Below are 21,663 nucleotides of genomic sequence, written 5' to 3'. Positions count from 1 at the left end.
ATAGCTGATAGATAGCAGCATAATCATCGAGGATGTACTCAATATGTCGCAACATCACCGAATCCTCCTGCTCAACGGCCCCAACCTGAATCTGCTGGGCAAGCGGGAGCCGGGAATCTACGGCAGCAAGACGCTCGATGAGATCGTCGCCGATCTGAGCCAGTACGCCAACGAACTCGGTGTCACCCTGGAACACCTGCAATCCAATGCCGAACATGAGTTGGTCGGCCGCATCCATCAGGCCATGGGCCAGGTGGATTTTATCATCATCAACCCGGCCGCCTTCACCCACACCAGCGTCGCCCTGCGCGATGCCCTGCTGGGCGTGGCCATCCCCTTTATCGAGGTTCACCTGTCAAACGTGCATGCCAGGGAACCCTTCCGCCATCACTCCTATCTGTCTGATGTCGCCAAGGGGGTCATTTGTGGGCTGGGTGCCGATGGCTACCAATTCGCTTTAACCGCGGCCGTGCATCAGTTGCGCGCGGCTTGATAATCACTGATCAGATAAAGAAGAAAGAGAATGCTAATGGATATCCGCAAAATCAAGAAGCTGATTGAACTGGTTGAAGAGTCCGGCATCGCCGAGCTGGAAATCTCCGAAGGGGAAGAGTCCGTTCGCATCAGCCGTAATTTCTCCGGCCAGGTTAGCGTTGCCCCGCAGATGATGATGCAGCCGGCACAGGTTCAACAAGCCGCCGCCCCGGTCGCCGCTGCCGCTCCGGCCGCCGCCCCTGCTGCCGATGCCGCCCCGAGTGGCCATCTGATGCGCTCCCCCATGGTGGGCTCCTTCTACCGCTCCTCCAGCCCGGAAGCCAAGCCGTTCGTGGAAGTCGGTCAGCACGTCAATGTCGGCGACACCCTGTGCATCGTCGAAGCCATGAAAATGATGAACCAAATCGAGTCTGACAAGGCCGGTGTGATCAAAGCGATCCTGGTTGAAAATGGTCAGGCCGTCGAATTTGACGAGCCGCTGTTCATCATCGAATAAGGGAAGACGCCACCCATGTTGGACAAAGTAGTCATCGCCAACCGCGGTGAAATTGCCCTGCGGATCCTGCGCGCCTGCAAAGAGCTCGGGATCAAGACAGTGGCCGTTCACTCCACCGCCGATCGGGAGCTCAAGCATGTGCTCCTGGCCGACGAAACCATCTGTATCGGCAAACCCGCCAGCGGTGAGTCCTACCTCAACGTGCCGGCCATCATAGCCGCCGCCGAGGTGACCGGTGCCGTCGCCATCCACCCGGGCTACGGCTTCCTCTCCGAGAACGCCGACTTCGCCGAAGTGGTCGAGAAATCCGGCTTCATCTTCATCGGCCCGCGCGCCGAGACCATTCGCCTGATGGGTGACAAGGTGTCCGCCATCGAAGCCATGAAGAAGGCGGGCGTCCCCTGCGTACCCGGCTCCGACGGCCCGGTGGACAACGATGCCAAGCGCAACGCCACCATCGCCAAGCGGATCGGCTACCCCGTGATCATCAAGGCCGCCGGTGGCGGTGGTGGTCGTGGCATGCGCGTGGTGCGCAACGAGTCGGAGCTGGCCGCCGCCATCGCCCTGACCAAGTCCGAAGCGGGCCAGTTCTTCAAGAACGACATGGTCTACATGGAGAAATACCTGGAGAACCCGCGCCACATCGAGATCCAGGTGCTGGCAGACGGCCAGGGCACCGCCCTCTACCTGGGTGAGCGGGACTGCTCCATGCAGCGTCGTCACCAGAAGGTGGTGGAAGAGGCGCCGGCACCCGGCATCACCGAAGAGATGCGCAAGTTCATCGGTGAACGCTGCGTGCGTGCCTGTCTCGAAATCGGCTACCGCGGTGCCGGCACCTTCGAGTTCCTGTACGAGAACGGCGAGTTCTACTTCATCGAGATGAACACCCGGATCCAGGTCGAGCACCCGGTCACCGAGATGGTCACCGGCGTGGATCTCATCAAGGAGCAGCTGCGCATCGCCGCCGGCCAGCCCCTGTCGATCACCCAGCAGGACATCCGTCTCCGTGGCCATGCCATCGAGTGCCGGATCAATGCCGAGGATCCGGCCACCTTCATGCCCTCTCCTGGTCTCATCCAGCGCTTCCACGCACCGGGCGGTCTGGGCGTGCGCTGGGAATCCCACATCTATGCGGGTTACAAGGTGCCCCCCTACTACGACTCCATGATCGGCAAGCTGATCTGTTACGGCGAGAACCGTGACATCGCCATCGCCCGCATGCGTCACTCTCTCGACGAGCTGGTGGTGGAAGGGATCAAGACCAACATCGCCCTGCAAAAAGAGATCATGAAGGACGAGAACTTCCAGCACGGTGGTACCAACATCCACTATCTGCACAAGAAGTTGGGTCTGTAAGGATCTAACTTCCGATGGAAGTCTGCTCCGCAAGGAGCCTCTGTTGAAAAAGGGCCATGGCGACATGGCCCTTTTTTGTTATCCTTGCGCCCCTCAAAATTGTCGGAGGCCAAGGTGAATCGTTTCGCGCTCGCCCGTCGGGAAGCAGCCCTCTGCCTGCTGCTGACCCTGCTCTATTTCGTTGCCTGGTATGGCACCGCTTATCTCATTCCGGAAGAGCTGGAACTCTGGGATATGCCGCTCTGGTTCCTGCTCAGCTGCATGCTGATGCCACTGCTGTTCATCGGCCTGTGTGCGCTCATGGTGGATCGCCTGTTCGTCGACATTCCTCTGGACACCGAGGAGCCCCCTCATGACTCCTGAGCCGCGTACTGAATCCATGACGGATCCCCGGTTTACCGAGGTCCCGCTGGCCTCCCAGGAGTCACCCCATGAATCTTGAGTTGATGCTGCCGCTCTTCGTCTATCTGATGCTGGTGCTCGGGGTCGGCTTCTGGGCCGGTCGCCACCGCGCCGGGGGTGACTTCGTGCAGGAGTACTTTATCGGCAACCGCAGCATGGGCGGCCTGGTGCTGGCCATGACGCTGGTGGCCACTTACACCTCGGCCTCCTCCTTCATCGGCGGGCCGGGCGCCGCCTACAAGATAGGCCTGGGCTGGGTGCTGCTGGCGATGATCCAGCTGCCCACCGTCTGGCTCACCCTGGGGGTGCTTGGCAAGAAGTTCGCCATCATAGCCCGCCGGGTCAATGCGGTGACCATCAACGACATGCTGTGGGCCCGCTACCGCAGCAAGTGGGTGGTGGTGCTGGGCTCGGTGACCATCATCCTCGCCTTCATCGCCACCATGGTGGTGCAGTTCATCGGCGGCGCCCGCCTGCTGGAGACGGCGACCGGCCTCAGCTACCAGCAGGGGCTCTTCCTGTTTGCCAGCTGCGTGCTGCTCTACACGGTGATCGGCGGCTTTCGCGCCGTGGTGATGACGGATGCCCTGCAGGGCATCATCATGCTGATCGGCACAGGGGCCCTGCTGGCGGGGATACTGATTGCCGGTGACGGCCTGCCAAACCTCATCCACCAGCTCAAGGTGATCGATCCCAAGCTGGTGAGCCCGACCGGTGCCGGCGACATGCTGACCCAGCCCTTCATGCTCAGCTTCTGGATCCTGGTCTGCGTCGGTGTGGTGGGGCTGCCCCACTCGGCCCTGCGCTGCTTCGGCTACCGCGACAGCAAGGCGCTGCACAGAGGCATCCTCATCGGCACCGTGGTCAGCGCCCTGCTGATGCTGGGCATGCACCTCGCCGGCGCCCTGGGTCGCGCCATCCTGCCTGGCATGGACAGCCCGGACAAGATCATGCCCTCCCTGATGATGGAGGTGCTGCCCCCCTGGCTGGCCGGGGTCTTCCTGGCGGCCCCCATGGCGGCCATCATGTCCACCATCGACTCCCAGCTGATCCAGGCCTCGGCAACCCTGGTCAAGGATCTCTACCTCAACTACCTCAATCCTCGCCAAGAGAAGCTGGAGGTGCGCATTCCACGGCTCTCCCTGCTCTGCACCCTGATCCTCGGCACGCTAGTGCTGCTGGCGGCGCTGCAGCCCCCCGAGATGATCATCTGGCTCAACCTGCTCGCCTTCGGCGGCCTGCAGGCGGTCTTCCTCTGGCCCCTGGTGCTCGGCCTCTACTGGTCGCGGGCCAATGGCCCAGGGGCCCTGGCCAGCATGGTGTCAGGCATTGTCTGCTACGGGGTCTTGAGTCAGTGGGGGATCAAGCTGGCCGGCCTGCACGCCATAGTGCCGAGCCTGGCGCTCGGCCTTGCGGCCTTCATCCTGGTCAGCCTGCTGACCCCGGCCCCGGATCAGTCGGTTCGCCGATTGTTTGATCAGAAATAAGAAAGGGGCCAATAAAGGGACTCGCACCTATTCCCAAATGGGTGCGAGTGGGTAAAATGTGCGCCACGTCACAAAATGCCGCGCCCTTATGCCAGTCCAGAACGCCAGAAAGATCCTGACCCAGTCCCTGCAACGGCTCGGTTATGCCCTGTTGCTGCCCGTCTCCATTCTGCCGCTGGCGGCCCTGCTCTATCGGCTCGGCCAGCCGGACGTGCTGGATCTGGCGGTGCTCTCCCTGGCCGGACGCGCCCTCTTCAGCCAGATGCCGCTCATCTATGCGGTGGCCATCGCCTTCGGGCTGAGCCGACAGGGGCAAGGGGCGCAGGCCCTGGCCGGCGCGGTCAACTTCCTGCTGCTGAGCTCGGCGCTCGCCACCCTGCAGCCCGGCCTGCATGCGGACATGATCTGCGGCCTGCTGGCGGGCCTGACCACCGCCATGGTCTGCTCCTGGACCCGCAGCCTCTCCCTCCCCGGCTGGCTGCGGCCGCTGCAGGAGGAGTTGCCCGGCCTGCTGCTCTCGGCCCTGGCCAGCCTGCTGCTGGTCGTGCCCCTGGCCCTGCTCTGGCCCCTGCTGGAGCAAGGCATCACCCTGCTCGCCTCCGACCTGCTCACCACGCCATTTGGCGCCTTCTGCTACGGCGTGCTGAACCGGCTGCTGATCCCCCTCGGCCTGCACCAGGTGCTGGGCAGCCTCATGGGGCTGGGGGAGAGCAACCTGCAGGCGCTCTCCGCCGCCCAGCCGCTGCACGAGGGCTATGTGGCGGGTCTCTATCCGGTCATCATGTTCGGCCTGCCCGGCGCCTGCTTTGCCATCTGGCTCCATCGCCAGCGGATGCGACGCCTGCCGCAGGGGGGCTTGCTGCTCACCCTGGCGCTCACCTCGGCCCTGGTGGGGATCACCGAACCCATCGAATTCCTGTTCGCCTTCACCGCCCCCTGGCTGTTCCTGGCCCATGCCCTGCTGACCGGGCTGTCGCTGGCCATCTGCAGCGGGCTCGGCATCCAGGTAGGCAGTTACTTCTCCGCCGGGCTGCTGGATCTGGTGCTCAGCTATGGCGCCGGCGAGCACAGTTTCTGGCTCATTCCCCTCGGCATCCTGTTCTTCGTCATCTATGCCCTGGTCTTCTCCCGGCTGCTTGAATACGCCCCCCTCAGCCTGCCGAGCAAGCCCATCGCCGAGGATCTGCCCCAGCTCGCAACCGTGGCCCCCACGGATCCCCAAATGCTGGCCATCCAGTACCTCAAGATGCTGGGGGGCATGGACAACCTGCAGGCCATGAGCGTCTGCCTGACCAGGCTCAGCCTGCGGGTGCGGGAGATGGCGCTGGTGGATCAGTCCCGTCTGGCCAGGCTCGGCTGCCTCTCCTGGATCCAGCTCAACGAGCATCAGCTGGTGCTGGTACTGGGCCCCAACGCCGGCCTCATCGAGGGGCAGATCCGCATGCTGGCAGAGCGCCAGTCGGTCCCCCTCGGCCTCGAGCCCGGCCAGGCCCCCCTCAGCCAGCACCGCTGATCAGGCGAAGGGCAAGCGCTCGGCGACGAAGTCCATCAGACTGCGCAGGGCGGGGGCCAGGTGTTCGCGGCTTGGATAGATGAGGTAGAAGGGATTGGGAGGTATGGGGTGATCCGGCAGCACCTTCAGCAGGCGCCCCGCCGCCAGATCGTCCCGGCAGACGTGATCCGGCAACAGGGCTATTCCCCCCTCATGGAGCGCCAGCTCCCTCAGCGCCAGCAGGCTGTTGCTGAGGCAGGCCCCCTGCGGTCGCCAGCCCCCCTCCTGCAGTGGCCACACCGGCAGCGCCCCGTGCACCAGGCAAGCATGCTCTCCCAGCTCCGCCAGCTGTTGCGGCGTGCCCTGGCTCGCCAGATAACCCGGGGCCGCCACCAGGTGGCGCGCCACCTGGCCGATACGCCGGCAGATGAGGCTGGAGTCTTTGAGCGGCGCCGCCCGCAGCGCCAGATCGTAGCCCTCCCCCACCAGATCCAGCTGCTCGTCACTCAAGGTCAGCTCCAGCACCACCTCGGGGTAGAGGGCGCGAAACTCGGCCAGGATCCGGCCAAGCAGCAGGGTACCGGTCGCCTCGGGGGCGGTGATCCGCACCCGGCCTGCCGGGGCCGAGCGCAGCCTGGCCATGGCCAGATTGGCGCTTCTTGCCAGGGCCAGAAGGGCCTGGCAATGCTCCACATAGACCTCCCCCTGGGGGGTCAGGCTGAGCCTGCGGGTGGTGCGCTGCAACAGCCGCACCCCGAGCCGTGACTCGAGGCGCGAGATCTTCTGGCTCACCGAGGACTTGGGCATGCCGAGCACCTCGGCCGCCCCGGTAAAACTGCCCTGCTCCACCACGGTGGCGAACAGCCCCATCAACTCCAGTTCGACATTGTTCATATATACAAACAGTCTGTCCTGATTACCCATCTTAATCGGAATAATCAACCAGACTAGACTCTCTGGCAATCCCACTCATAGCGATTTGAAAGGAACTGCCATGAAAGCCATCGCCCTCACCCATTATCTGCCAAGCGATCACCCCCACTGCTTCATCGAGACCGAGCTGCCGGATCCGACCCCGGGCCCGCGTGATCTGCTGGTGAGAGTAACGGCAACCTCGGTCAACCCGGTGGACACCAAGGTACGCACCCCCAAGGCCAAGGTAGAGAGCAATCCTCGGGTGCTGGGTTGGGATGCCGTGGGGGAAGTGGTGGCCGTGGGCCACGAGGTGACCCTGTTCAAGGCGGGGGACAGGGTCTGGTATGCCGGCGACATCAGCCGCCCCGGCAGCAACAGCGCCCTGCAACTGGTGGATGAGCGCATCGCCGCCCTCGCCCCCAAGACCCTGAGCGACCTGGAAGCCGCCGCCCTGCCCCTGACCGCCATCACCGCCTGGGAGACCCTGTTCGAGCGCATCGGCCTCAACCGCGAAAGTACCGGGCGACTGCTTGTCATAGGCGGCGCCGGCGGCGTCGGCTCCATCGCCATCCAGCTGGCCCGCCAGCTCACCGGGATGGAGGTGATCGCCACCGCCTCCCGGCCTGAAACCCGTGACTGGTGTCTGGCCATGGGCGCCCACCAGGTAGTGAGTCATCACAACCTGCAGGAAGAGCTGGCCGGCCTTGGCATCAGCCAGCTCGATGCCATCTTCTGCACCAATGCCACCGAGCAGCACTGGGCAGCCATGGCGAGCCTCATTCGCCCCTTCGGTCACATCTGCACCATTGCCGAATCCAGCGAGCCCTGGGATCTCGGCCTGCTCAAGACCAAGAGCGTCACCTTCAGCCAGGAGTTCATGTTTACCCGCTCCCTGTTTCAGACCCCGGACATGATCGAGCAGCACCAGCTGCTCGGCCGGGTCGCCGCCCTGCTGGACCAAGGGGTGCTCAAGAGCACGCTCAGTCGCACCCTGCCCGAACTGACTCCGGCCAGCCTGGCACAGGCCCATCGCGAGCTGGAGGCGGGCCGCATGGTGGGCAAGCTGGTGATCGACATGAGCGGCTTCGCCAACTGAGGCCCTTGCCGCCAGGGATCTCCGCAGCCATGCTGCCTATTCCCTTATAGGTAAAAAATGCACCATCATGGGGTGAAATCACCAGTGACAAGCCCCAAGAGTGCACAGCCCCGCAGCCGATCTGGGCCCCTGACGGACCCTTCCCCCGAAAAAACCATAAAAAAAGAGGCCATCCCGCCGGGATGGCCCTCAAAACCTGAACGTTGGGGTAACAATCACACACATATCCTTATGCAGGACATGTGGAACTTTGCAGATTGCGTGCCAATGTCTGCTTTTACCCGCAAAATGACCGTTTTTCAGCGCACCGGCATAAAAAAAGCCACCCGAAGGTGGCTGAAAAAGATGACGGAACTTCATAGAGCAAAGCATTCAGCGGGAACAAGTTGCTTCCCGTCACCCAGTAAGGAATACATTAACCGTGCCAACTTGGCAGAGTTGCCTTCCTTCCCCATCCCATCATGGGCAAACCACGACAGCACAGGCCCATGATGATAGAATCCCGCGGTTTCACATTTATGAAGAGTCGACCCCATGCCCTGGATACAAATTCGAATCAACGCCACCGCCAAGACCGCGGACAAGGTGAGCAACATGCTGCTGGGGCGTGGAGCCCAGGCGGTGACCTTTATGGATGCCCAGGATGTGCCCGTCTACGAGCCACTGCCTGGTGAAACGCCGCTCTGGGGCGAGACCGAGGTGATGGGGCTGTTCGATGCCGAAACCGACCCGGCTCCCACCATCGCCTTCTTCCAGCAGATCTTCGGGGAAGACGTCGGCTACAAGGTCGAGCAGCTGGAAGACAAGGACTGGGTGCGCGAGTGGATGGATCACTTCCACCCCATGCAGTTCGGCGAGCGCCTCTGGATCTGCCCGAGCTGGCGCGACGTGCCGAACCCCGATGCGGTCAACGTCATGCTGGATCCGGGCCTGGCCTTCGGTACCGGCACCCACCCCACCACGGCGCTCTGCCTGCAGTGGCTGGACGGGCTGGATCTGGCCGGCAAGACGGTGGTCGACTTCGGTTGCGGCTCCGGCATCCTCGGCATCGCCGCCCTCAAACTCGGCGCCGCCCGAGTCATCGGCATCGACATAGACCCGCAGGCCATCCAGGCCAGCCATGACAACGCCGAGCGCAACGGCGTCGCCGGCCAGATCGAGCTCTACCTGCCGGCCGACCAGCCGCAAGACGTCGAGGCGGACGTGGTGGTGGCCAACATCCTCGCCGGCCCGCTGCGCGAGCTGGCGCCGCTCATCGCCGGCCACGGCAAGCCCGGCAGCCTGATGGCGCTCTCCGGCGTGCTGGAGAGCCAGGCCCCGGAACTGGAGACCATCTACGGTCAGTGGTTCGACATGGACCCGACCGCGGTGAAGGAAGAGTGGTGCCGTCTCTCAGGCCGCAAGCACGGCTGATAGAGACCGTCATCTTGATGCCTGCGGTCACAAAGACGGCAGATAGCAACAGGTATCCTCTATAGCCAACAAGGGCACCCCAGGGTGCCCTTGTCGTTTCCCGGTGCCAGCTGCGCACCCTTCTGCCCACTCTGGGGAGAGCTTCACGCTTCTATCCCCCTCGATGGCTTATGCTCTCCTCCTCCACCCCATTGAGGCCCAGCCATGACCGAATACGAAAAGATGATCGCCAGCCAACCTTACAACTGCATGGCCCCCGAGCTGGATCTCCTGCGCCGGGAGACGGCGCGCCGCTATCGCCACTTCAATCGCAGCGACGAGGAGGAGCAAGGGGCCCTGCTCAGCGAGATCGTCGGCGAGCTGGCGGAGGGTGCCTTTATCTGCCCGCCCCTCTACTGCACCTATGGCCGCCACATCCACCTTGGCGAGCGCAGCTACATCAACATGGGGGCCACCCTGCTGGACAACGCGCCTATCCGTATCGGCGCCGACGTCATGATAGGACCGAACGTGCAGATCTATACCGCCGCCCACGCCCTGGACGCCGATGAGCGCATCCAGGGGGTGGAGACGGCGCTGCCGGTCATCATAGAAGACAGGGTCTGGATCGGCGGTGGCGCCATACTGCTGCCGGGGATCACCATAGGGCGGGAGGCCATCGTCGGCGCAGGCGCCGTGGTGACCAGAGACGTCCCGGCCGGAGCCCGGGTGGTGGGCAATCCGGCCCGCATCCTGCCCGCCAGGGTCTAGATGCCAGTGACCGGGAGGTAGGGGCCCATAAACGTACAGCCCTATGTCACCAAGGCCCAGCGATAGTGTAAAAAGATGCCGCCCACAGACGCCATGGGGCTGGCGCAGAAAACCGCCCATAAAAATAAAGCCCAATGTCATGACGACGCTGGGCTGTAAAAAGGTGCTACGGAATTGCGACTCTCATCGCAGAAAATTAGAAGGGGTCACCTTCTAAACTGGCAATGGGATAATAACGGGGCGCAAACGTTTTACATAGGGTAATCAACCAGGATTGAGAACAGCCTCTCACTATTCAAAAAATTCCCAGACAAGCCCGAACTCCCCCTTGGCAAGTTTCCATTTATCAGTACAGCCTGACGCCATTTGGGGGGAAATAAAAAAGCCCTGAATAATCAGGGCTTTTCTGCACTATCTTCGACTCAGAAGCGACGGACGAAGTCAGCGACAGGCAACTCCCGCAGCTTGCGCGCCTCCAGCATGGGGGTGCCCAGGTAGAGGAAGCCCACCAGTTGATCGTCCGGTGCCAGCCCCAGCCCCTGATTGATCCCCTCGTCGAAGATGAACCAGCCGGAGCGCCAGATGCCGTTGAACCCCTGTGCCTGGGCCGCCATCTGCATCGCCATCAGGGCGCAGCCGGCGGAGAGCTCCTGCTCCAGTTTAGGTACCTTGGGGTGTGCCTGATAGCGGGTCGCGACGGCCACCACCAGGGGCGCTCGCAGGGGCGCGGCGCGGCTCTTCTCGATGCTATCTTCATCCTCGCCGCGGGCGCGAGCGGCGTCCGCCAGCAGGGCCCCCAGACGCTCGCGCCCCTCCCCTTCAAACAGGATGAACTGCCAGGGAGTCAGGGTGCCGTGATCCGGCGCCCGCAGGCCGGCCTTCAGAATATTGTCGAGCACCTCGCCACTCGGGGCCGGGGTGGTCAGACGGCCACAGGAGTGGCGATTGAGTAACAGGGAGAGGGCATCCATGGTCAGTTCCTTATCAGGAGGCAATGATGGCGCTACCTTAGCACAGCCCGAAGGGGAGCACAGCCAGGGCCGCTCGGCGCCACCAATGAAAACCCCCTGATTGTCAGGGGGTTATCTTCATGCTGTCGGCTCAGGCCAAGGCGCTAGATGACGGACGCCAGCTCGGCCCCCTGGCGGATGGCGCGCTTGGCGTCCAGCTCCGCCGCCACGTCGGCACCGCCTATGATGTGCACCGGCTTGCCCGCCGCCTGCAGGCCGGCCTGCAGCTCCCGCAGGGGCTCCTGTCCGGCGCAGATGATCACCTGATCCACCGGCAGGCACTGTCTGGCTTCCCCCACCTGGATGTGCAGCCCCTCGTCGTCGATGCGCAGGTACTGCACGCCGGAGAGCATCTGCACCTTGCGGTTCTTCAAGACGGTGCGGTGGATCCAGCCTGTGGTCTTGCCGAGGCCATCCCCCACCTTGCTCTCCTTGCGCTGGAGCAGCCAGATCTGGCGCTCGGGCGCGTCGATCACAGGCGTCATCAGACCGCCGCGCTCGCCGAGGCTCTTGTCGATGCCCCACTCCTTGAGCCAGTGATCGCGATGATGATCCGCGCTCCCCTCCGCCTTCTTCTCCACCAGGAACTCGGCCACGTCGAAGCCGATGCCGCCGGCCCCGATCACCGCCACCTTGTTGCCCACCGGCTTGCCATCGCGCAGCACGTCGAGGTAACTCAGCACCTTGGGGTGATCGATGCCGGGAATGTTGGGGGTGCGAGGACGTATGCCGGTGGCGAGGATCACCTCGTCAAAACCGCCGCCAAGCAGGCTCTCGGCGCTCTGGCGCTGGCCGAGATAGAGCTCGACGCCACACTTCTCCAGCCGCCTGGCGAAGTAGCGCAGGGTCTCGTGAAACTCCTCCTTGCCCGGGATCTGCCTGGCGAAGTTGAACTGGCCGCCTATGGTCGGCGCCTGATCGAACAGGCTCACCTGATGGCCGCGCTCGGCGGCGTAGCAGGCGAATGCCAGTCCGGCCGGCCCGGCCCCCACCACCGCCAGCTTCTTGGGCTGGGGCACCCGGCCAAAGGTCAGCTCGGTCTCGAAGCAGGCGCGGGGATTGACCAGGCAGGAGGCACGCTTCTGCTTGAACACGTGATCCAGGCAGGCCTGGTTGCAGGCGATGCAGGTGTTGATCTCGTCCGCCCGGTTCTCGGCGGCCTTGATGACGAACTCGGGATCCGCCAGGAAAGGGCGCGCCATGGAGACCATATCCGCCTCCCCCTGCGCCAGGATGCGCTCGGCCACCTCGGGAGTGTTGATGCGGTTGGTGGTGATAAGGGGCACTGTGAGGTGCTTTTTCAGCTCGGCGGTCACCCAGCTGAAGGCGCCGCGCGGCACGCTGGTGGCTATGGTGGGGATGCGCGCCTCATGCCAGCCGATGCCGGTGTTGATGAGGCTCACCCCGGCCTGCTCCAGCGCCTTCCCGAGTGCTATCACCTCCTCCAGGGAGGAGCCCTTCTCCACCAGATCCAGCATGGAGAGTCGGAAGATGATGATGAAGTCGCTGCCGACCCGCTCGCGAATGGCCCGCACGATTTCCAGCGGGAAACGCATGCGGTTTTCGCTGCTGCCGCCCCAGCCGTCGCTGCGCTGGTTGGTGCGCTCGCAGATGAACTGGTTGATGAGATAGCCTTCCGACCCCATCACCTCGACACCGTCATAGCCCGCCGCCTTGGCCAGTGCCGCGGTCGAGGCAAAGTCCCTGATGGTGCCGCGGATCTGCCGCTCGCTCATGGCCCGCGGCTTGAACGGAGAGATGGGAGCCCGGATGGCGCTCGGCGCCAGGCTGAACGGATGATAGGCATAGCGGCCGGCATGGAGGATCTGCAGGGCTATCTTGCCCCCCTCCTGATGCACGGCGCCGGTCACCTTCTTGTGCTTGGCGACCTGCCAGGGGAAGCTGAGCTGCGAGCCATGGGGCACCAGGCGCCCCCGCAGGTTGGGGGCTATGCCGCCGGTGACGATGAGGGCGACACCGCCGCGGGCGCGCTCGGCGTAGAAGGCGGCCAGCTTGTCAAAGCCCCCCTTCTCCTCCTCGAGACCTGTATGCATGGAACCCATCAATACCCGGTTCTTGAGCTGGGTAAAGCCGAGATCCAGGGGAGTCAGCAAGGTTGGATAAAGACTCATGATGCACTCCTTTTCGAGGCCAGCACGCAGGAATCCATATGCAATACCCGGCTCTTGAGCTGGGTAAAGCCGAGATCCAGGGGAGTCAGCAAGGTTGGATAAAGGCTCATGATGAACTCCTTTTCGAGGCAGACGCGCAGGATGCCGCGAGCACATGGTGACGCAAGAGAGGAGAGCGAGGGATCAGCAGGGTGGGGTAGCGGCTCACAGGGCCTCCAGTTAATTTTTTGTTATCAAACTGAGGCTAGAGTAAAGAATCGAAAATCCTTTTTCAAACAAATGTTTGGACATTTTTTCAGCGAACAGCCGTGTCCCGAAGCCAGGGGGAGCGATCGCGGCCAAGGGAAAATGGCAATTGGCGGGTCAACTGGTTAATAATGCCCTTCTCTACCCATTAACAGGGCGTTAGCACAGCTATGTCTATTTTCAAAGGTCTGGGGTGGCTGTTTCGCAGCCTCTGGCGTCTGCTCAACTTTACCCGCTTGATGCTGGTCAATCTGCTGTTTCTCGTCGTCGTGCTGGTCATCGCCTTCAGCCTCAACCAGAGCGAGACACCCGGCACCCCCATAGAGGGCGCCCTCACCCTCAATCTCGCCGGCGTGCTGGTGGAGCAACGCACCCAGACCGATCCGACGGTGCAACTGCTGCGGCAGATGGAGAAAAGCGACGATCAGCCGAGCGAAATCGTGCTCTCCGACCTGCTGTGGGCCATCAAGAGTGCCAAGGATGACGATCGCATCAAGGCGCTGGTGATCAAGCCCCAGGGACTGCAGGGGGCCAGCCTCTCCAAGCTGCAGGAGGTGACGAGCGCCATAGACGCATTCAAGGAGAGCGGCAAGCCGGTCATCGCCATGGCCGACTACTACAGCCAGGGCGCCTACCTGCTCGCCGCCCATGCCGATCACGTGCTGCTCAACCAGAGCGGTGCCGTGCTGATCGAAGGCTTTGGGGTCTACCAGACCTACTTCAAGTCGGCGCTGGAGAAGCTCAACGTCACCCCCCATGTGTTCAAGGTCGGCACCTACAAATCCTTCGTCGAGCCCTATACCCGTGATGAGATGTCCCCCGAGAGCAAGGAGGCGAACCAGCGCTGGCTGGATCAGCTGTGGCAATCCTATGTCACCGACGTGGCCGAGCAGCGGGAGATAGAGCCCGATGCGGTCGCGCCGAACAAGGATCACTTCCTCGAACTGCTGCGCAAGGCCGGTGGCAATGCTGCCAGCTACGCCCTCGACAACGGTCTGGTGGATCAGCTCGCCACCCGGGACGAGATGACCCTGGCGGTCATCAAGGAGGTGGGCGAGAGCGAGGATCACAGCTGGAAAGGGGTCGGCCTGAAAGAGTATCTGGCCGCTATCCCCGAGCAATACCCCCAGAGCGGCAAGGATGAGGTGGGCCTCATCACCGCCAGCGGCGCCATCATGGACGGGATCCAGCCGGCCGGCACCATAGGCGGCGATAGCCTCTCCGATCTGCTGGCCGAGGCCCGCCGCGACGATCAGGTGAAAGCCGTGGTACTGCGAGTCGACAGCCCGGGGGGCAGCGCCTTCGCCGCCGAGCAGATCCGCGCCGAGTTGCTGGCCCTGAAACAGGCGGGCAAGCCGGTGGTCATCTCCATGGGCAGCTACGCCGCCTCCGGGGGCTACTGGATCTCCGCCGATGCGGACAAGATCTTCGCCTCCCCCACCACACTCACCGGCTCCATCGGGGTGTTCGGCATGTTCGCCACCATCGACAAGGCGCTCTCCCAGTACGGGGTGCACACCGACGGCGTCGGCACCACCGACTTCGTGGGGGTCGGGCTGACCCGGGCCCTGCCGGAACATGTCGGTCAGGCTATCCAGCTGAGCGTGGAAGACACCTATCAGCGCTTCGTCGGTCTGGTCGGCAAGGGCCGGGGTCTGAGCCCGGAAGAGGCGGAGAAAGCCGCCGAAGGCCGGGTCTGGACCGGTCAGGATGCCAAGGAGCTGGGGCTGGTGGACGAGTTCGGCAACCTGGACGACGCCCTCAAGGCCGCCGCCGAGCTCGCCAACCTCAAGAGCTGGCAGGTCACCCCCATAGCGCCGGAAGAGTCGGCAAGGGACAAGTTCCTGCGCGAGCTGTTTGACAGCAGCGCCCAGGCGCTGGCCCCGCACCTGCAAAGCTGGCTGCCCGCCGGGTTGGGCAAGGCGCTGGTGGAGATGAACCGCAGCCTGGACCCGCTGACCCGCTTCAATGACCCGCAAGGCACCTACGCCTTCTGCCCGGTCTGCGTGCCCTGATCCGGCAGCGAGAATAAAAAAACCGCCGAATGGCGGTTTTTTTATCCTCAGCACTCCATGGCGGTCAACCCAGCAGGCCCGCATCCACCCAGTGCTGCAGCTCGGCCAGCACCCTCGTCTCCCGCACCGTCCACTGGGGGCAGGGGCCGGCCAGCTGGGTCTTGTTGGTCTGCAGGGCCTCTTCCAGTGAGAACCAGCCCGGGGTGAAGCCAAGCCGTATCTCGTAGGGCTGGGGGCGCGGCTCGCTCCAGGCTTCCCCCACCTGGCAGAGATAGTAGAAGGAGCGGATGCAGTAGGCGTCGTAGTCGGCCTCGCGGGCGGCGCGAAACTCCCGGGTCTGCCCGAGCCGCAGGCCCACAGCCACCAGCTCGGCGCCGCACTCCTCCCGCAGCTCCCGGGCCAGGGCCGTATGGTGACACTCCCCCGCCTCTATGCCGCCCCCGGGGAACATGAGATCCCCGTTGACGCGAGAATGCACCAGCAGCAGTTCATCCCCGCGCATCACCACGGCCCTGACCGTGGTCCGCTCGAGCACCCGCCCCTCGCAGGGCACCTGACCATGGACGAGGCGGATGTCGAAGGCATGGGCCCACTCGGGGGCGCCGGATGGCAGCGGTATCATGGGGCCTGGTAGCTCCCGGCTCTGAGCGCGTCGACTATGGTGGCGGCCTGCTCGTCCAGCCCCTCCTGCTGCGCCTTGCCGATGGCGTGGTAGATCCCGAGACGGGTGGACGAGACCTCGGGACTCTCCTGGAATGACTCGCTCACCTTGCCCCACAGATAGGCCTGATCAAACGCCTTCTGCCCCATGTAGAGGGTGCTGAGGGCGGTGAGGATCCGGCTGTTGACCTTGTCCCCTTCCCCATAGAGGGAGAGGGCATGATGCATCAGGGCGATGGCCTTTTGGGGCTCGCTCTTGGCATAGATGCCCCCCAGGGCCAGTTGCAACTCAGGCTCCTCGAGGGTGGGGGTGCCTTCCAGCGCCAGGAAGCTGGCACGGGCTGCGGGATTGGTGTTGTTGGTCCAGTGCCAGAGCAGCAGATAGGGATCCTGGGAGCCACGGGTCTGCGCATCCAGCTGCTCCAGCTGAGTGCCAGCGGCCAGCATGCCCTCCACCCTGGGGCTCTTCTGCTCCCGGGCCCGCTTGTATTCGATGTTGGTGGAGTGTTCGGCGCACTGCAGGTAACGCTCCAGGCCGCGCATCAGCTCGTACCTCTGCCTGTCCGTCCCCTCCTCCTGGAGGTAGTAGCGGGCGCGGATGACATCGCTGCGCTCATGGCGACACCAGCCGTCGTCCACCAGGTCCGCGCACAGGGCGGGATATTGGGAGCAAATGTTGTGGATCCTGTCGTCATCGCAGGCCATCAGCGTCAGACAACAGGCGAGAGGGAGCAGTAACGGACGCTGTGAGAATAGGGTCATGGTTCACATCTGGTTGGTAACAATCGCAACCCGCCCTGGCCACCGCCAACTAGCAAACAGGCTACATATCCATTACAATGCGCGCGCCGTATAAGGCCGCGACTGCAGAATAATATAACGAAACCGTCAGCCCTACACTGATCTGCATTCGACGAATTTCAATTTGCCCAGGCAACTTGCTTCAACAACGTGAAATAAAGGATCTGGTTAATGACCCACGAGCACTACTTGCAGGCGTGGCAGGAGAGCCAGGAGCTCGCCGAAGCCATGCAGCCCTTGATTGGTCGCCTCTACCGCCAGCAAGGGATAGAAATCACCGTCTACGGGCGCCCCCTGCAGAACGCCTCCACCATCGACATCCTCAAGGCCCACAGGGTCGTTCGCCGCCACCAGGGCACTCCCCTCCCCATCCAGCAAAGCTTCCCCCTGCTCCAGGCCATGGTCGCCCTGAACCCGACCGCCGCCGAAGTGGACCTCGGCAAGCTGGCCGTGGGTTACTGGCAGGATCACCAGGATGAAGCCGGCATAGACGACTACCTGCGCGCCAAGCTGGCCCCGGCCCTGAACCGGGACTGCGTGCCCGCCCCGACCGACGTGGTGCTCTACGGCTTTGGCCGCATCGGCCGCCTGCTGGCCCGGCTGCTGATCGAGCGCACCGGCGCCGCCAACTCCCTGCGCCTGCGCGCCATCGTCGTGCGTGGCGGCCGCGAGGGGGATCTGGAGAAGCGGGCCAGCCTGCTGCGCCGCGACTCGGTGCACGGCCCCTTCAACGGCTCCATCGAGGTGGATAACGAGCGCAGCGCCATCATCGCCAACGGCACCTTCATCCAGGTGATCTACGCAAACAGCCCGGCCGACATCGACTACACCGCCCATGGCATCGACAATGCGCTGATCGTCGACAACACCGGGGTCTGGCGTGACGAGGCGGGTCTGTCCGAGCACCTCAAGGCGCGCGGCGCCGCCCGGGTGCTGCTGACCGCCCCCGGCAAGGGGGAGATGAAGAACGTGGTGTTCGGGGTCAACCATGAGGTGATAGGCCCGGATGACAAGATCATCTCCGCCGCCTCCTGCACCACCAACGCCATCACCCCTGTGCTCAAGGTGATGCAGGACAAGTACGGCATCCGCCACGGTCACGTGGAGACGGTGCACTCCTACACCAACGATCAGAACCTGATCGACAACTATCACAAGGGGGAGCGGCGCGGTCGCAGCGCGGCCCTCAACATGGTGATGACCAGCACGGGCGCCGCCAAGGCGGTGGCCAAGGCGCTGCCCGAGCTCAAGGGCAAGCTGACCGGCAACGCCATCCGGGTGCCCACCCCCAACGTGTCCCTGGCCATCATCAACCTGTCGCTGGAGCAGGCCACCGACCGGGAGAGCCTCAACGCCTATCTGCAGCAGATGGCACTGAGCTCGGCCCTGCATCGCCAGATCGACTTCAGCGCCAGCACAGAGCTGGTCTCTTCCGACATGGTGGGTTCCCGCTTCGCGGGCATAGTGGACTCCCAGGCCACCATCGCCGAGGGGGATCACTGCGTGCTGTATGTGTGGTATGACAACGAGTTCGGGTACAGTTGTCAGGTAGTGCGGGTGATGGAGCAGATGGCCGGCGTAGTCCGCCAGGATCTGCCGGCATAGTACGCCAGGATCTGCCCACCTGATCCCTTCATGGCTCAATTTGCAAGGAGAGGCCGATGTCGTTTCAACAAGTGATAGGGCAGATGCCCAAGGAAGTGTACGAGCGGCTCAAGACCGCGGTCGAGCTGGGCAAGTGGCCGGACGGCCAGCCCCTCACCGAGGAGCAGAAGGCCACCTCGCTGCAGGCCGTAATGGCCTGGCAGGCGATGCACCTTGCCGATCCCGAGCACATGAACATAGGCCGCGACGGCGAAATCGTGATGAAGAGCAAGAGCGAGCTCAAGCGCCAGTATCGCGATGAGGAAGAGATAGTGCGTATCGAGATCAACCACTGAGAGCGAGCTCAAGCATCGAAGCACCGCGATGAGGAAGAGATAGTCCGAGTCGACCTCAGCCACTGACGTGTCGACGAGGCTCTCGCCTCAAGCACCCGTGACATAGCAAAGAGGGGAGCCATTATGGCTCCCCTCTTTTTCCACTCTCCCCCATGGTGGGGAGGTCAGAAGCTGTTCACGACCTGTCGCGAGAAGGCGTCAGCAAGGTGAAGAGCAGCGCAGAAACCGGAGCGTATAGATATACGTGAGGATTCCGAGCAGCACATGAGCCTTGATCACGGCTTCGCAATAAGATCGTGGGCAGTTTCTCAGGGGGTCAGCTCACCCCGCAGGGACTGCTGCATCAGCTCGCGGATGCGCGGGGCGGGCAGATCCTGGCTCAGCAGGAAGTGCAGCTTGGTGAGCGCCGCCTCGGCCGTCATGTCGAAGCCCGAGATGACCCCGGCCCGGGAGAGGGCGTTGCCGGTGGCATAGCCCCCCATGTTGACCTTGCCGTGCAGGCACTGGCTCAGGTTGACTATGATGACGCCCCGGGCCGACGCCTCGGAGAGCAGCGCCAGCATGGCCGGGTTCTGGGGCGCATTGCCCACCCCGAAGGAGAGCAGGATCAGCGCCCGCACCGGTTGCTGCAGTATGTTGGCGATCACCTCCGCCGAGATACCCGGATAGAGGGTCACCACGCCAATGGGCTGGGGGGTGATGTCGTGCAGCACCAGCGGCCGCTCGGACGGCACGCCCAGCTCCCCCGCTTCCAGGGAGATGGCGATGCCGGCATTGAGCAGCGGCGGGTAGTTCGGTGAATCGAAGGCGTGGAAGCCGTCCGCGTGCACCTTCTTGCTGCGGTTGCCACGATAGAGCTGATTGTTGAAGAACAGCGTGACCTCGTGGATCGGGTAGTTGGCCGCGATATAGAGGGCATTGAGCAGGTTCTGCTGGCCGTCGGAGCGCAGCTCGGCAAGCGGGATCTGGGAGCCGGTGATGATGACCGGCTTGTGCAGATCTTCCAGCATGAAGGAGAGGGCCGAGGCGGTGAACGACATGGTGTCGGTGCCGTGCAGGATCACGAAGCCGTCGTACTGCTCGTAGTTGTCACGAATGTCCTCGGCGATGCGTTGCCAGTCCGCCGGGGTCATGTCGGAGGAGTCGATGAGGGGGGCATATTCGTGGATATGATAATCCGGCATCTCGGGCCGGTGAAACTCGGGCATCCGGGCCAGACAATCTTCCATGAAACCCGCCATCGGCACATAACCGTGGTCGGAACGCTGCATCCCTATGGTGCCGCCCGTGTAGGCGATATAGATAGACTTCTTCACACCCTCTCCTCTCTCTGGACTGACAACCGGCAGACAATTCAAGGTTCAACCGGTTCCTTCACTTCCTATTCCGGTGCCGCTCATGGGCGGGAAACTGGCGAATTATAGAGACTGCCGCTGCAAATGACAGCAGTCATTGTTGCGGGCCGGAGCACACCCAGGACATAGTGTTAAATGCTAGGTTAATGCACTGTTTTGAGCATTAATATGATGAACATGGATATAAACGGTGATTTTTGCTACTATCCGGCGGATTTTTCATGAATGTCATCTGGATGCCTGATGAAATCGGGCTCGCATCGATCCCATTTTTGCCTGGGACTGGGCCTGTGGCCCCCTCTTGAACTGGCGCCTGCGCCACACTGTTTTTATCCCGGCTGAATCTGTGAGTCTTTCTCGCCAAAGACACAGCCGATCAACATGGGAGTACCGCATGATACAACTTGATTCCTACGCCACCCTGGTCGCCGCCACCCTGGTGCTGCTGCTCGGCCGTCTGCTGGTCAACCGGATTGGCCCCCTGCGTACCTTCAACATCCCCAAACCGGTGGCAGGCGGCCTGGTGGTCGCCCTGGTGCTGCTGCTGCTGCGCTCCACCATGCAGCTTGAACTGCAATTTGACACCACACTGCAAACCCCGCTGATGCTGGCCTTCTTCGCCTCCATCGGCCTCTCCGCGGATCTGGGCAGCCTCAAGCGCGGCGGCAAGGCGGTGATCACCTTCCTGCTGGTAGTCACCGGCCTGCTGCTGGTGCAAAACAGCCTGGGTGTGGGTCTGGCGACCCTGCTGGGTCTGGACCCGCACATGGGGCTGCTGGCCGGCTCCATCACCCTCTCCGGCGGCCACGGTACCGGCGCGGCCTGGGGCTCCATCTTCACCGAGAAGTACGGCGTGCAATCCGCCGCCGAGCTCGCCATCGCCTGCGCCACCTTCGGTCTGGTGCTGGGGGGGCTGATCGGCGGGCCTGTCGCCCGCTACCTGGTGAAGAAGGTGCAGGTGCCCGGCGAGGAGCACAACCGTGACGGCGCCCCCCAAGGCTTCGAGATGCCTGACATGGAGCGCCCCCTCACCACCTTCAGCGTGATCGAGACCCTGGCCCTGATCGCCATCAGCCTGAAGGGGGGCGAGATGCTCTCCCTCTACCTCAAGGGCAGTGCCCTGGAGCTGCCGGTGTTCGTCTGCGTGCTGTTCGTCGGCGTGCTGCTGCGCAACCTGCTGACCCTGCTGAACTGGCACGAGGTGAGCGATCGGGAAGTCTCCCTGCTCGGCAACGTCAGCCTGTCGCTCTTCCTCGCCATGGCGCTGATGAGCCTGAAGCTGTGGGATCTCGCCAGCCTGGCCCTGCCCATCTTCATCCTGCTGGCCGCCCAGACGGTGGCGATGGCGCTCTACGCCATCTTCGTCACCTTCAGGGTCATGGGCCGCAACTATGACGCGGCCGTGCTGGCGGCGGGCCACTGCGGCTTCGGTCTGGGGGCCACCCCCACCGCCATCGCCAACATGCAGGCCATCACCCAGCGCTTCGGCCCCTCCCACCTGGCGTTTCTGGTGGTGCCCATGGTGGGCGCCTTCTTCATCGACATCATCAACGCCGTGGTGATCAAGCTGTTCCTGGCCCTGCCCTTCCTGTAAGCCCTGCG

At 63.3% G+C, this 21,663-nt stretch carries 19 protein-coding genes; 13 read left to right on the top strand and 6 right to left on the bottom strand.

The window, feature by feature from the left end:
* Window positions 1-43: 43 nt before the first annotated feature.
* From aroQ to HB860_RS02875, 6 genes are all read left to right on the top strand, one after another.
* Window positions 44-493, top strand: a complete 450-nt coding sequence (aroQ, locus tag HB860_RS02900; protein WP_005326561.1) for a type II 3-dehydroquinate dehydratase — start codon at window positions 44-46, stop codon at window positions 491-493.
* Between the two features lie 36 nt (window positions 494-529).
* A complete protein-coding gene (gene accB, locus HB860_RS02895; protein WP_139437295.1) occupies window positions 530-991 on the top strand; it encodes an acetyl-CoA carboxylase biotin carboxyl carrier protein in 462 nt (153 codons plus the stop codon).
* 15 nt (window positions 992-1,006) lie between these two features.
* The gene (gene accC, locus HB860_RS02890) at window positions 1,007-2,347 is read left to right on the top strand and encodes an acetyl-CoA carboxylase biotin carboxylase subunit (RefSeq protein ID WP_025326014.1); all 1,341 of its coding nucleotides are present in this window, start codon (window positions 1,007-1,009) and stop codon (window positions 2,345-2,347) included.
* A gap of 114 nt (window positions 2,348-2,461) precedes the next feature.
* The gene (locus tag HB860_RS02885) at window positions 2,462-2,710 is read left to right on the top strand and encodes a YhdT family protein (protein WP_139437292.1); all 249 of its coding nucleotides are present in this window, start codon (window positions 2,462-2,464) and stop codon (window positions 2,708-2,710) included.
* A gap of 68 nt (window positions 2,711-2,778) precedes the next feature.
* Window positions 2,779-4,236, top strand: a complete 1,458-nt coding sequence (gene panF, locus HB860_RS02880; RefSeq protein WP_139437290.1) for a sodium/pantothenate symporter — start codon at window positions 2,779-2,781, stop codon at window positions 4,234-4,236.
* A gap of 88 nt (window positions 4,237-4,324) precedes the next feature.
* The gene (locus tag HB860_RS02875) at window positions 4,325-5,749 is read left to right on the top strand and encodes a PTS transporter subunit EIIC (RefSeq protein ID WP_139437288.1); all 1,425 of its coding nucleotides are present in this window, start codon (window positions 4,325-4,327) and stop codon (window positions 5,747-5,749) included.
* Here the strand turns inward: HB860_RS02875 and HB860_RS02870 are convergent, their stop codons facing one another.
* On the bottom strand, window positions 5,750-6,622 hold the full coding sequence (locus HB860_RS02870) for a LysR family transcriptional regulator (protein ID WP_247625693.1): 873 nt from the start codon (window positions 6,620-6,622) through the stop codon (window positions 5,750-5,752). It lies immediately after the preceding gene.
* A 100-nt stretch (window positions 6,623-6,722) separates the two neighbouring features.
* On the opposite strand from HB860_RS02870, the gene HB860_RS02865 reads away from it, so the two are divergent.
* From HB860_RS02865 to HB860_RS02855, 3 genes are all read left to right on the top strand, one after another.
* Window positions 6,723-7,739, top strand: a complete 1,017-nt coding sequence (locus HB860_RS02865) for a zinc-binding alcohol dehydrogenase family protein (protein WP_247625692.1) — start codon at window positions 6,723-6,725, stop codon at window positions 7,737-7,739.
* A 534-nt stretch (window positions 7,740-8,273) separates the two neighbouring features.
* Window positions 8,274-9,152, top strand: a complete 879-nt coding sequence (gene prmA / locus HB860_RS02860; protein WP_005317670.1) for a 50S ribosomal protein L11 methyltransferase — start codon at window positions 8,274-8,276, stop codon at window positions 9,150-9,152.
* 204 nt (window positions 9,153-9,356) lie between these two features.
* The gene (locus HB860_RS02855; protein ID WP_247625691.1) at window positions 9,357-9,902 is read left to right on the top strand and encodes a sugar O-acetyltransferase; all 546 of its coding nucleotides are present in this window, start codon (window positions 9,357-9,359) and stop codon (window positions 9,900-9,902) included.
* A 422-nt stretch (window positions 9,903-10,324) separates the two neighbouring features.
* On the opposite strand, the gene HB860_RS02850 is transcribed toward HB860_RS02855, so the two are convergent.
* Complete coding sequence (locus tag HB860_RS02850) at window positions 10,325-10,873, bottom strand: NAD(P)H nitroreductase (protein ID WP_139437282.1); 549 nt, start codon at window positions 10,871-10,873, stop codon at window positions 10,325-10,327.
* 143 nt (window positions 10,874-11,016) lie between these two features.
* Window positions 11,017-13,044, bottom strand: coding sequence for an NADPH-dependent 2,4-dienoyl-CoA reductase (locus tag HB860_RS02845; protein ID WP_247625690.1), 2,028 nt, complete (start codon window positions 13,042-13,044; stop codon window positions 11,017-11,019).
* 416 nt (window positions 13,045-13,460) lie between these two features.
* On the opposite strand from HB860_RS02845, the gene sppA reads away from it, so the two are divergent.
* Window positions 13,461-15,305, top strand: coding sequence for a signal peptide peptidase SppA (gene sppA, locus HB860_RS02840; protein ID WP_247625689.1), 1,845 nt, complete (start codon window positions 13,461-13,463; stop codon window positions 15,303-15,305).
* A gap of 64 nt (window positions 15,306-15,369) precedes the next feature.
* On the opposite strand, the gene HB860_RS02835 is transcribed toward sppA, so the two are convergent.
* Window positions 15,370-15,927, bottom strand: coding sequence for an NUDIX domain-containing protein (locus tag HB860_RS02835; protein WP_247625688.1), 558 nt, complete (start codon window positions 15,925-15,927; stop codon window positions 15,370-15,372).
* Window positions 15,924-16,727: a DUF2989 domain-containing protein gene (locus tag HB860_RS02830; protein ID WP_247625687.1), complete on the bottom strand. Its 804-nt coding sequence runs from the start codon at window positions 16,725-16,727 to the stop codon at window positions 15,924-15,926. The genes HB860_RS02835 and HB860_RS02830 overlap by 4 nt, the downstream gene beginning before the upstream one ends.
* Before the next feature lie 210 nt (window positions 16,728-16,937).
* On the opposite strand from HB860_RS02830, the gene HB860_RS02825 reads away from it, so the two are divergent.
* Both HB860_RS02825 and HB860_RS02820 read left to right on the top strand, forming a co-directional pair.
* A complete protein-coding gene (locus HB860_RS02825) occupies window positions 16,938-18,371 on the top strand; it encodes a glyceraldehyde-3-phosphate dehydrogenase (protein WP_247625686.1) in 1,434 nt (477 codons plus the stop codon).
* A gap of 56 nt (window positions 18,372-18,427) precedes the next feature.
* Window positions 18,428-18,706: a YeaC family protein gene (locus HB860_RS02820; RefSeq protein ID WP_139437274.1), complete on the top strand. Its 279-nt coding sequence runs from the start codon at window positions 18,428-18,430 to the stop codon at window positions 18,704-18,706.
* 308 nt (window positions 18,707-19,014) lie between these two features.
* Here HB860_RS02820 and ansA read toward each other — a convergent pair whose 3' ends face one another.
* Window positions 19,015-20,022 (bottom strand): asparaginase, encoded by a 1,008-nt coding sequence (gene ansA, locus HB860_RS02815; protein WP_042648756.1) that lies wholly within the window; start codon window positions 20,020-20,022, stop codon window positions 19,015-19,017.
* A 433-nt stretch (window positions 20,023-20,455) separates the two neighbouring features.
* Between ansA and gltS the strand changes: the two genes are divergently transcribed.
* Window positions 20,456-21,655: a sodium/glutamate symporter gene (gene gltS, locus HB860_RS02810; RefSeq protein ID WP_005326527.1), complete on the top strand. Its 1,200-nt coding sequence runs from the start codon at window positions 20,456-20,458 to the stop codon at window positions 21,653-21,655.
* The last annotated feature ends 8 nt before the right edge of the window (window positions 21,656-21,663 follow it).

It is taken from the genome of Aeromonas genomosp. paramedia (genome assembly GCF_023093515.1).
In the GTDB taxonomy this organism is placed as follows: Bacteria; Pseudomonadota; Gammaproteobacteria; order Enterobacterales; family Aeromonadaceae; genus Aeromonas.
The sequence above is the reverse complement of the archived record's forward strand: the minus strand, read 5'-3'. Positions and strand labels throughout refer to the sequence as shown.

Coding starts and splice junctions, on each gene's coding strand:
- aroQ (WP_005326561.1), top strand. CDS start 44: ATGTCGCAACATCACCGAATCCTCCTGCTCAACGGCCCCAACCTGAAT.
- accB (WP_139437295.1), top strand. CDS start 530: ATGGATATCCGCAAAATCAAGAAGCTGATTGAACTGGTTGAAGAGTCC.
- accC (WP_025326014.1), top strand. CDS start 1,007: ATGTTGGACAAAGTAGTCATCGCCAACCGCGGTGAAATTGCCCTGCGG.
- panF (WP_139437290.1), top strand. CDS start 2,779: ATGAATCTTGAGTTGATGCTGCCGCTCTTCGTCTATCTGATGCTGGTG.
- HB860_RS02875 (WP_139437288.1), top strand. CDS start 4,325: ATGCCAGTCCAGAACGCCAGAAAGATCCTGACCCAGTCCCTGCAACGG.
- HB860_RS02870 (WP_247625693.1), bottom strand. CDS start 6,622: ATGAACAATGTCGAACTGGAGTTGATGGGGCTGTTCGCCACCGTGGTG.
- HB860_RS02865 (WP_247625692.1), top strand. CDS start 6,723: ATGAAAGCCATCGCCCTCACCCATTATCTGCCAAGCGATCACCCCCAC.
- prmA (WP_005317670.1), top strand. CDS start 8,274: ATGCCCTGGATACAAATTCGAATCAACGCCACCGCCAAGACCGCGGAC.
- HB860_RS02855 (WP_247625691.1), top strand. CDS start 9,357: ATGACCGAATACGAAAAGATGATCGCCAGCCAACCTTACAACTGCATG.
- HB860_RS02850 (WP_139437282.1), bottom strand. CDS start 10,873: ATGGATGCCCTCTCCCTGTTACTCAATCGCCACTCCTGTGGCCGTCTG.
- HB860_RS02845 (WP_247625690.1), bottom strand. CDS start 13,044: ATGAGTCTTTATCCAACCTTGCTGACTCCCCTGGATCTCGGCTTTACC.
- sppA (WP_247625689.1), top strand. CDS start 13,461: ATGTCTATTTTCAAAGGTCTGGGGTGGCTGTTTCGCAGCCTCTGGCGT.
- HB860_RS02835 (WP_247625688.1), bottom strand. CDS start 15,927: ATGATACCGCTGCCATCCGGCGCCCCCGAGTGGGCCCATGCCTTCGAC.
- HB860_RS02830 (WP_247625687.1), bottom strand. CDS start 16,727: ATGACCCTATTCTCACAGCGTCCGTTACTGCTCCCTCTCGCCTGTTGT.
- HB860_RS02825 (WP_247625686.1), top strand. CDS start 16,938: ATGACCCACGAGCACTACTTGCAGGCGTGGCAGGAGAGCCAGGAGCTC.
- HB860_RS02820 (WP_139437274.1), top strand. CDS start 18,428: ATGTCGTTTCAACAAGTGATAGGGCAGATGCCCAAGGAAGTGTACGAG.
- gltS (WP_005326527.1), top strand. CDS start 20,456: ATGATACAACTTGATTCCTACGCCACCCTGGTCGCCGCCACCCTGGTG.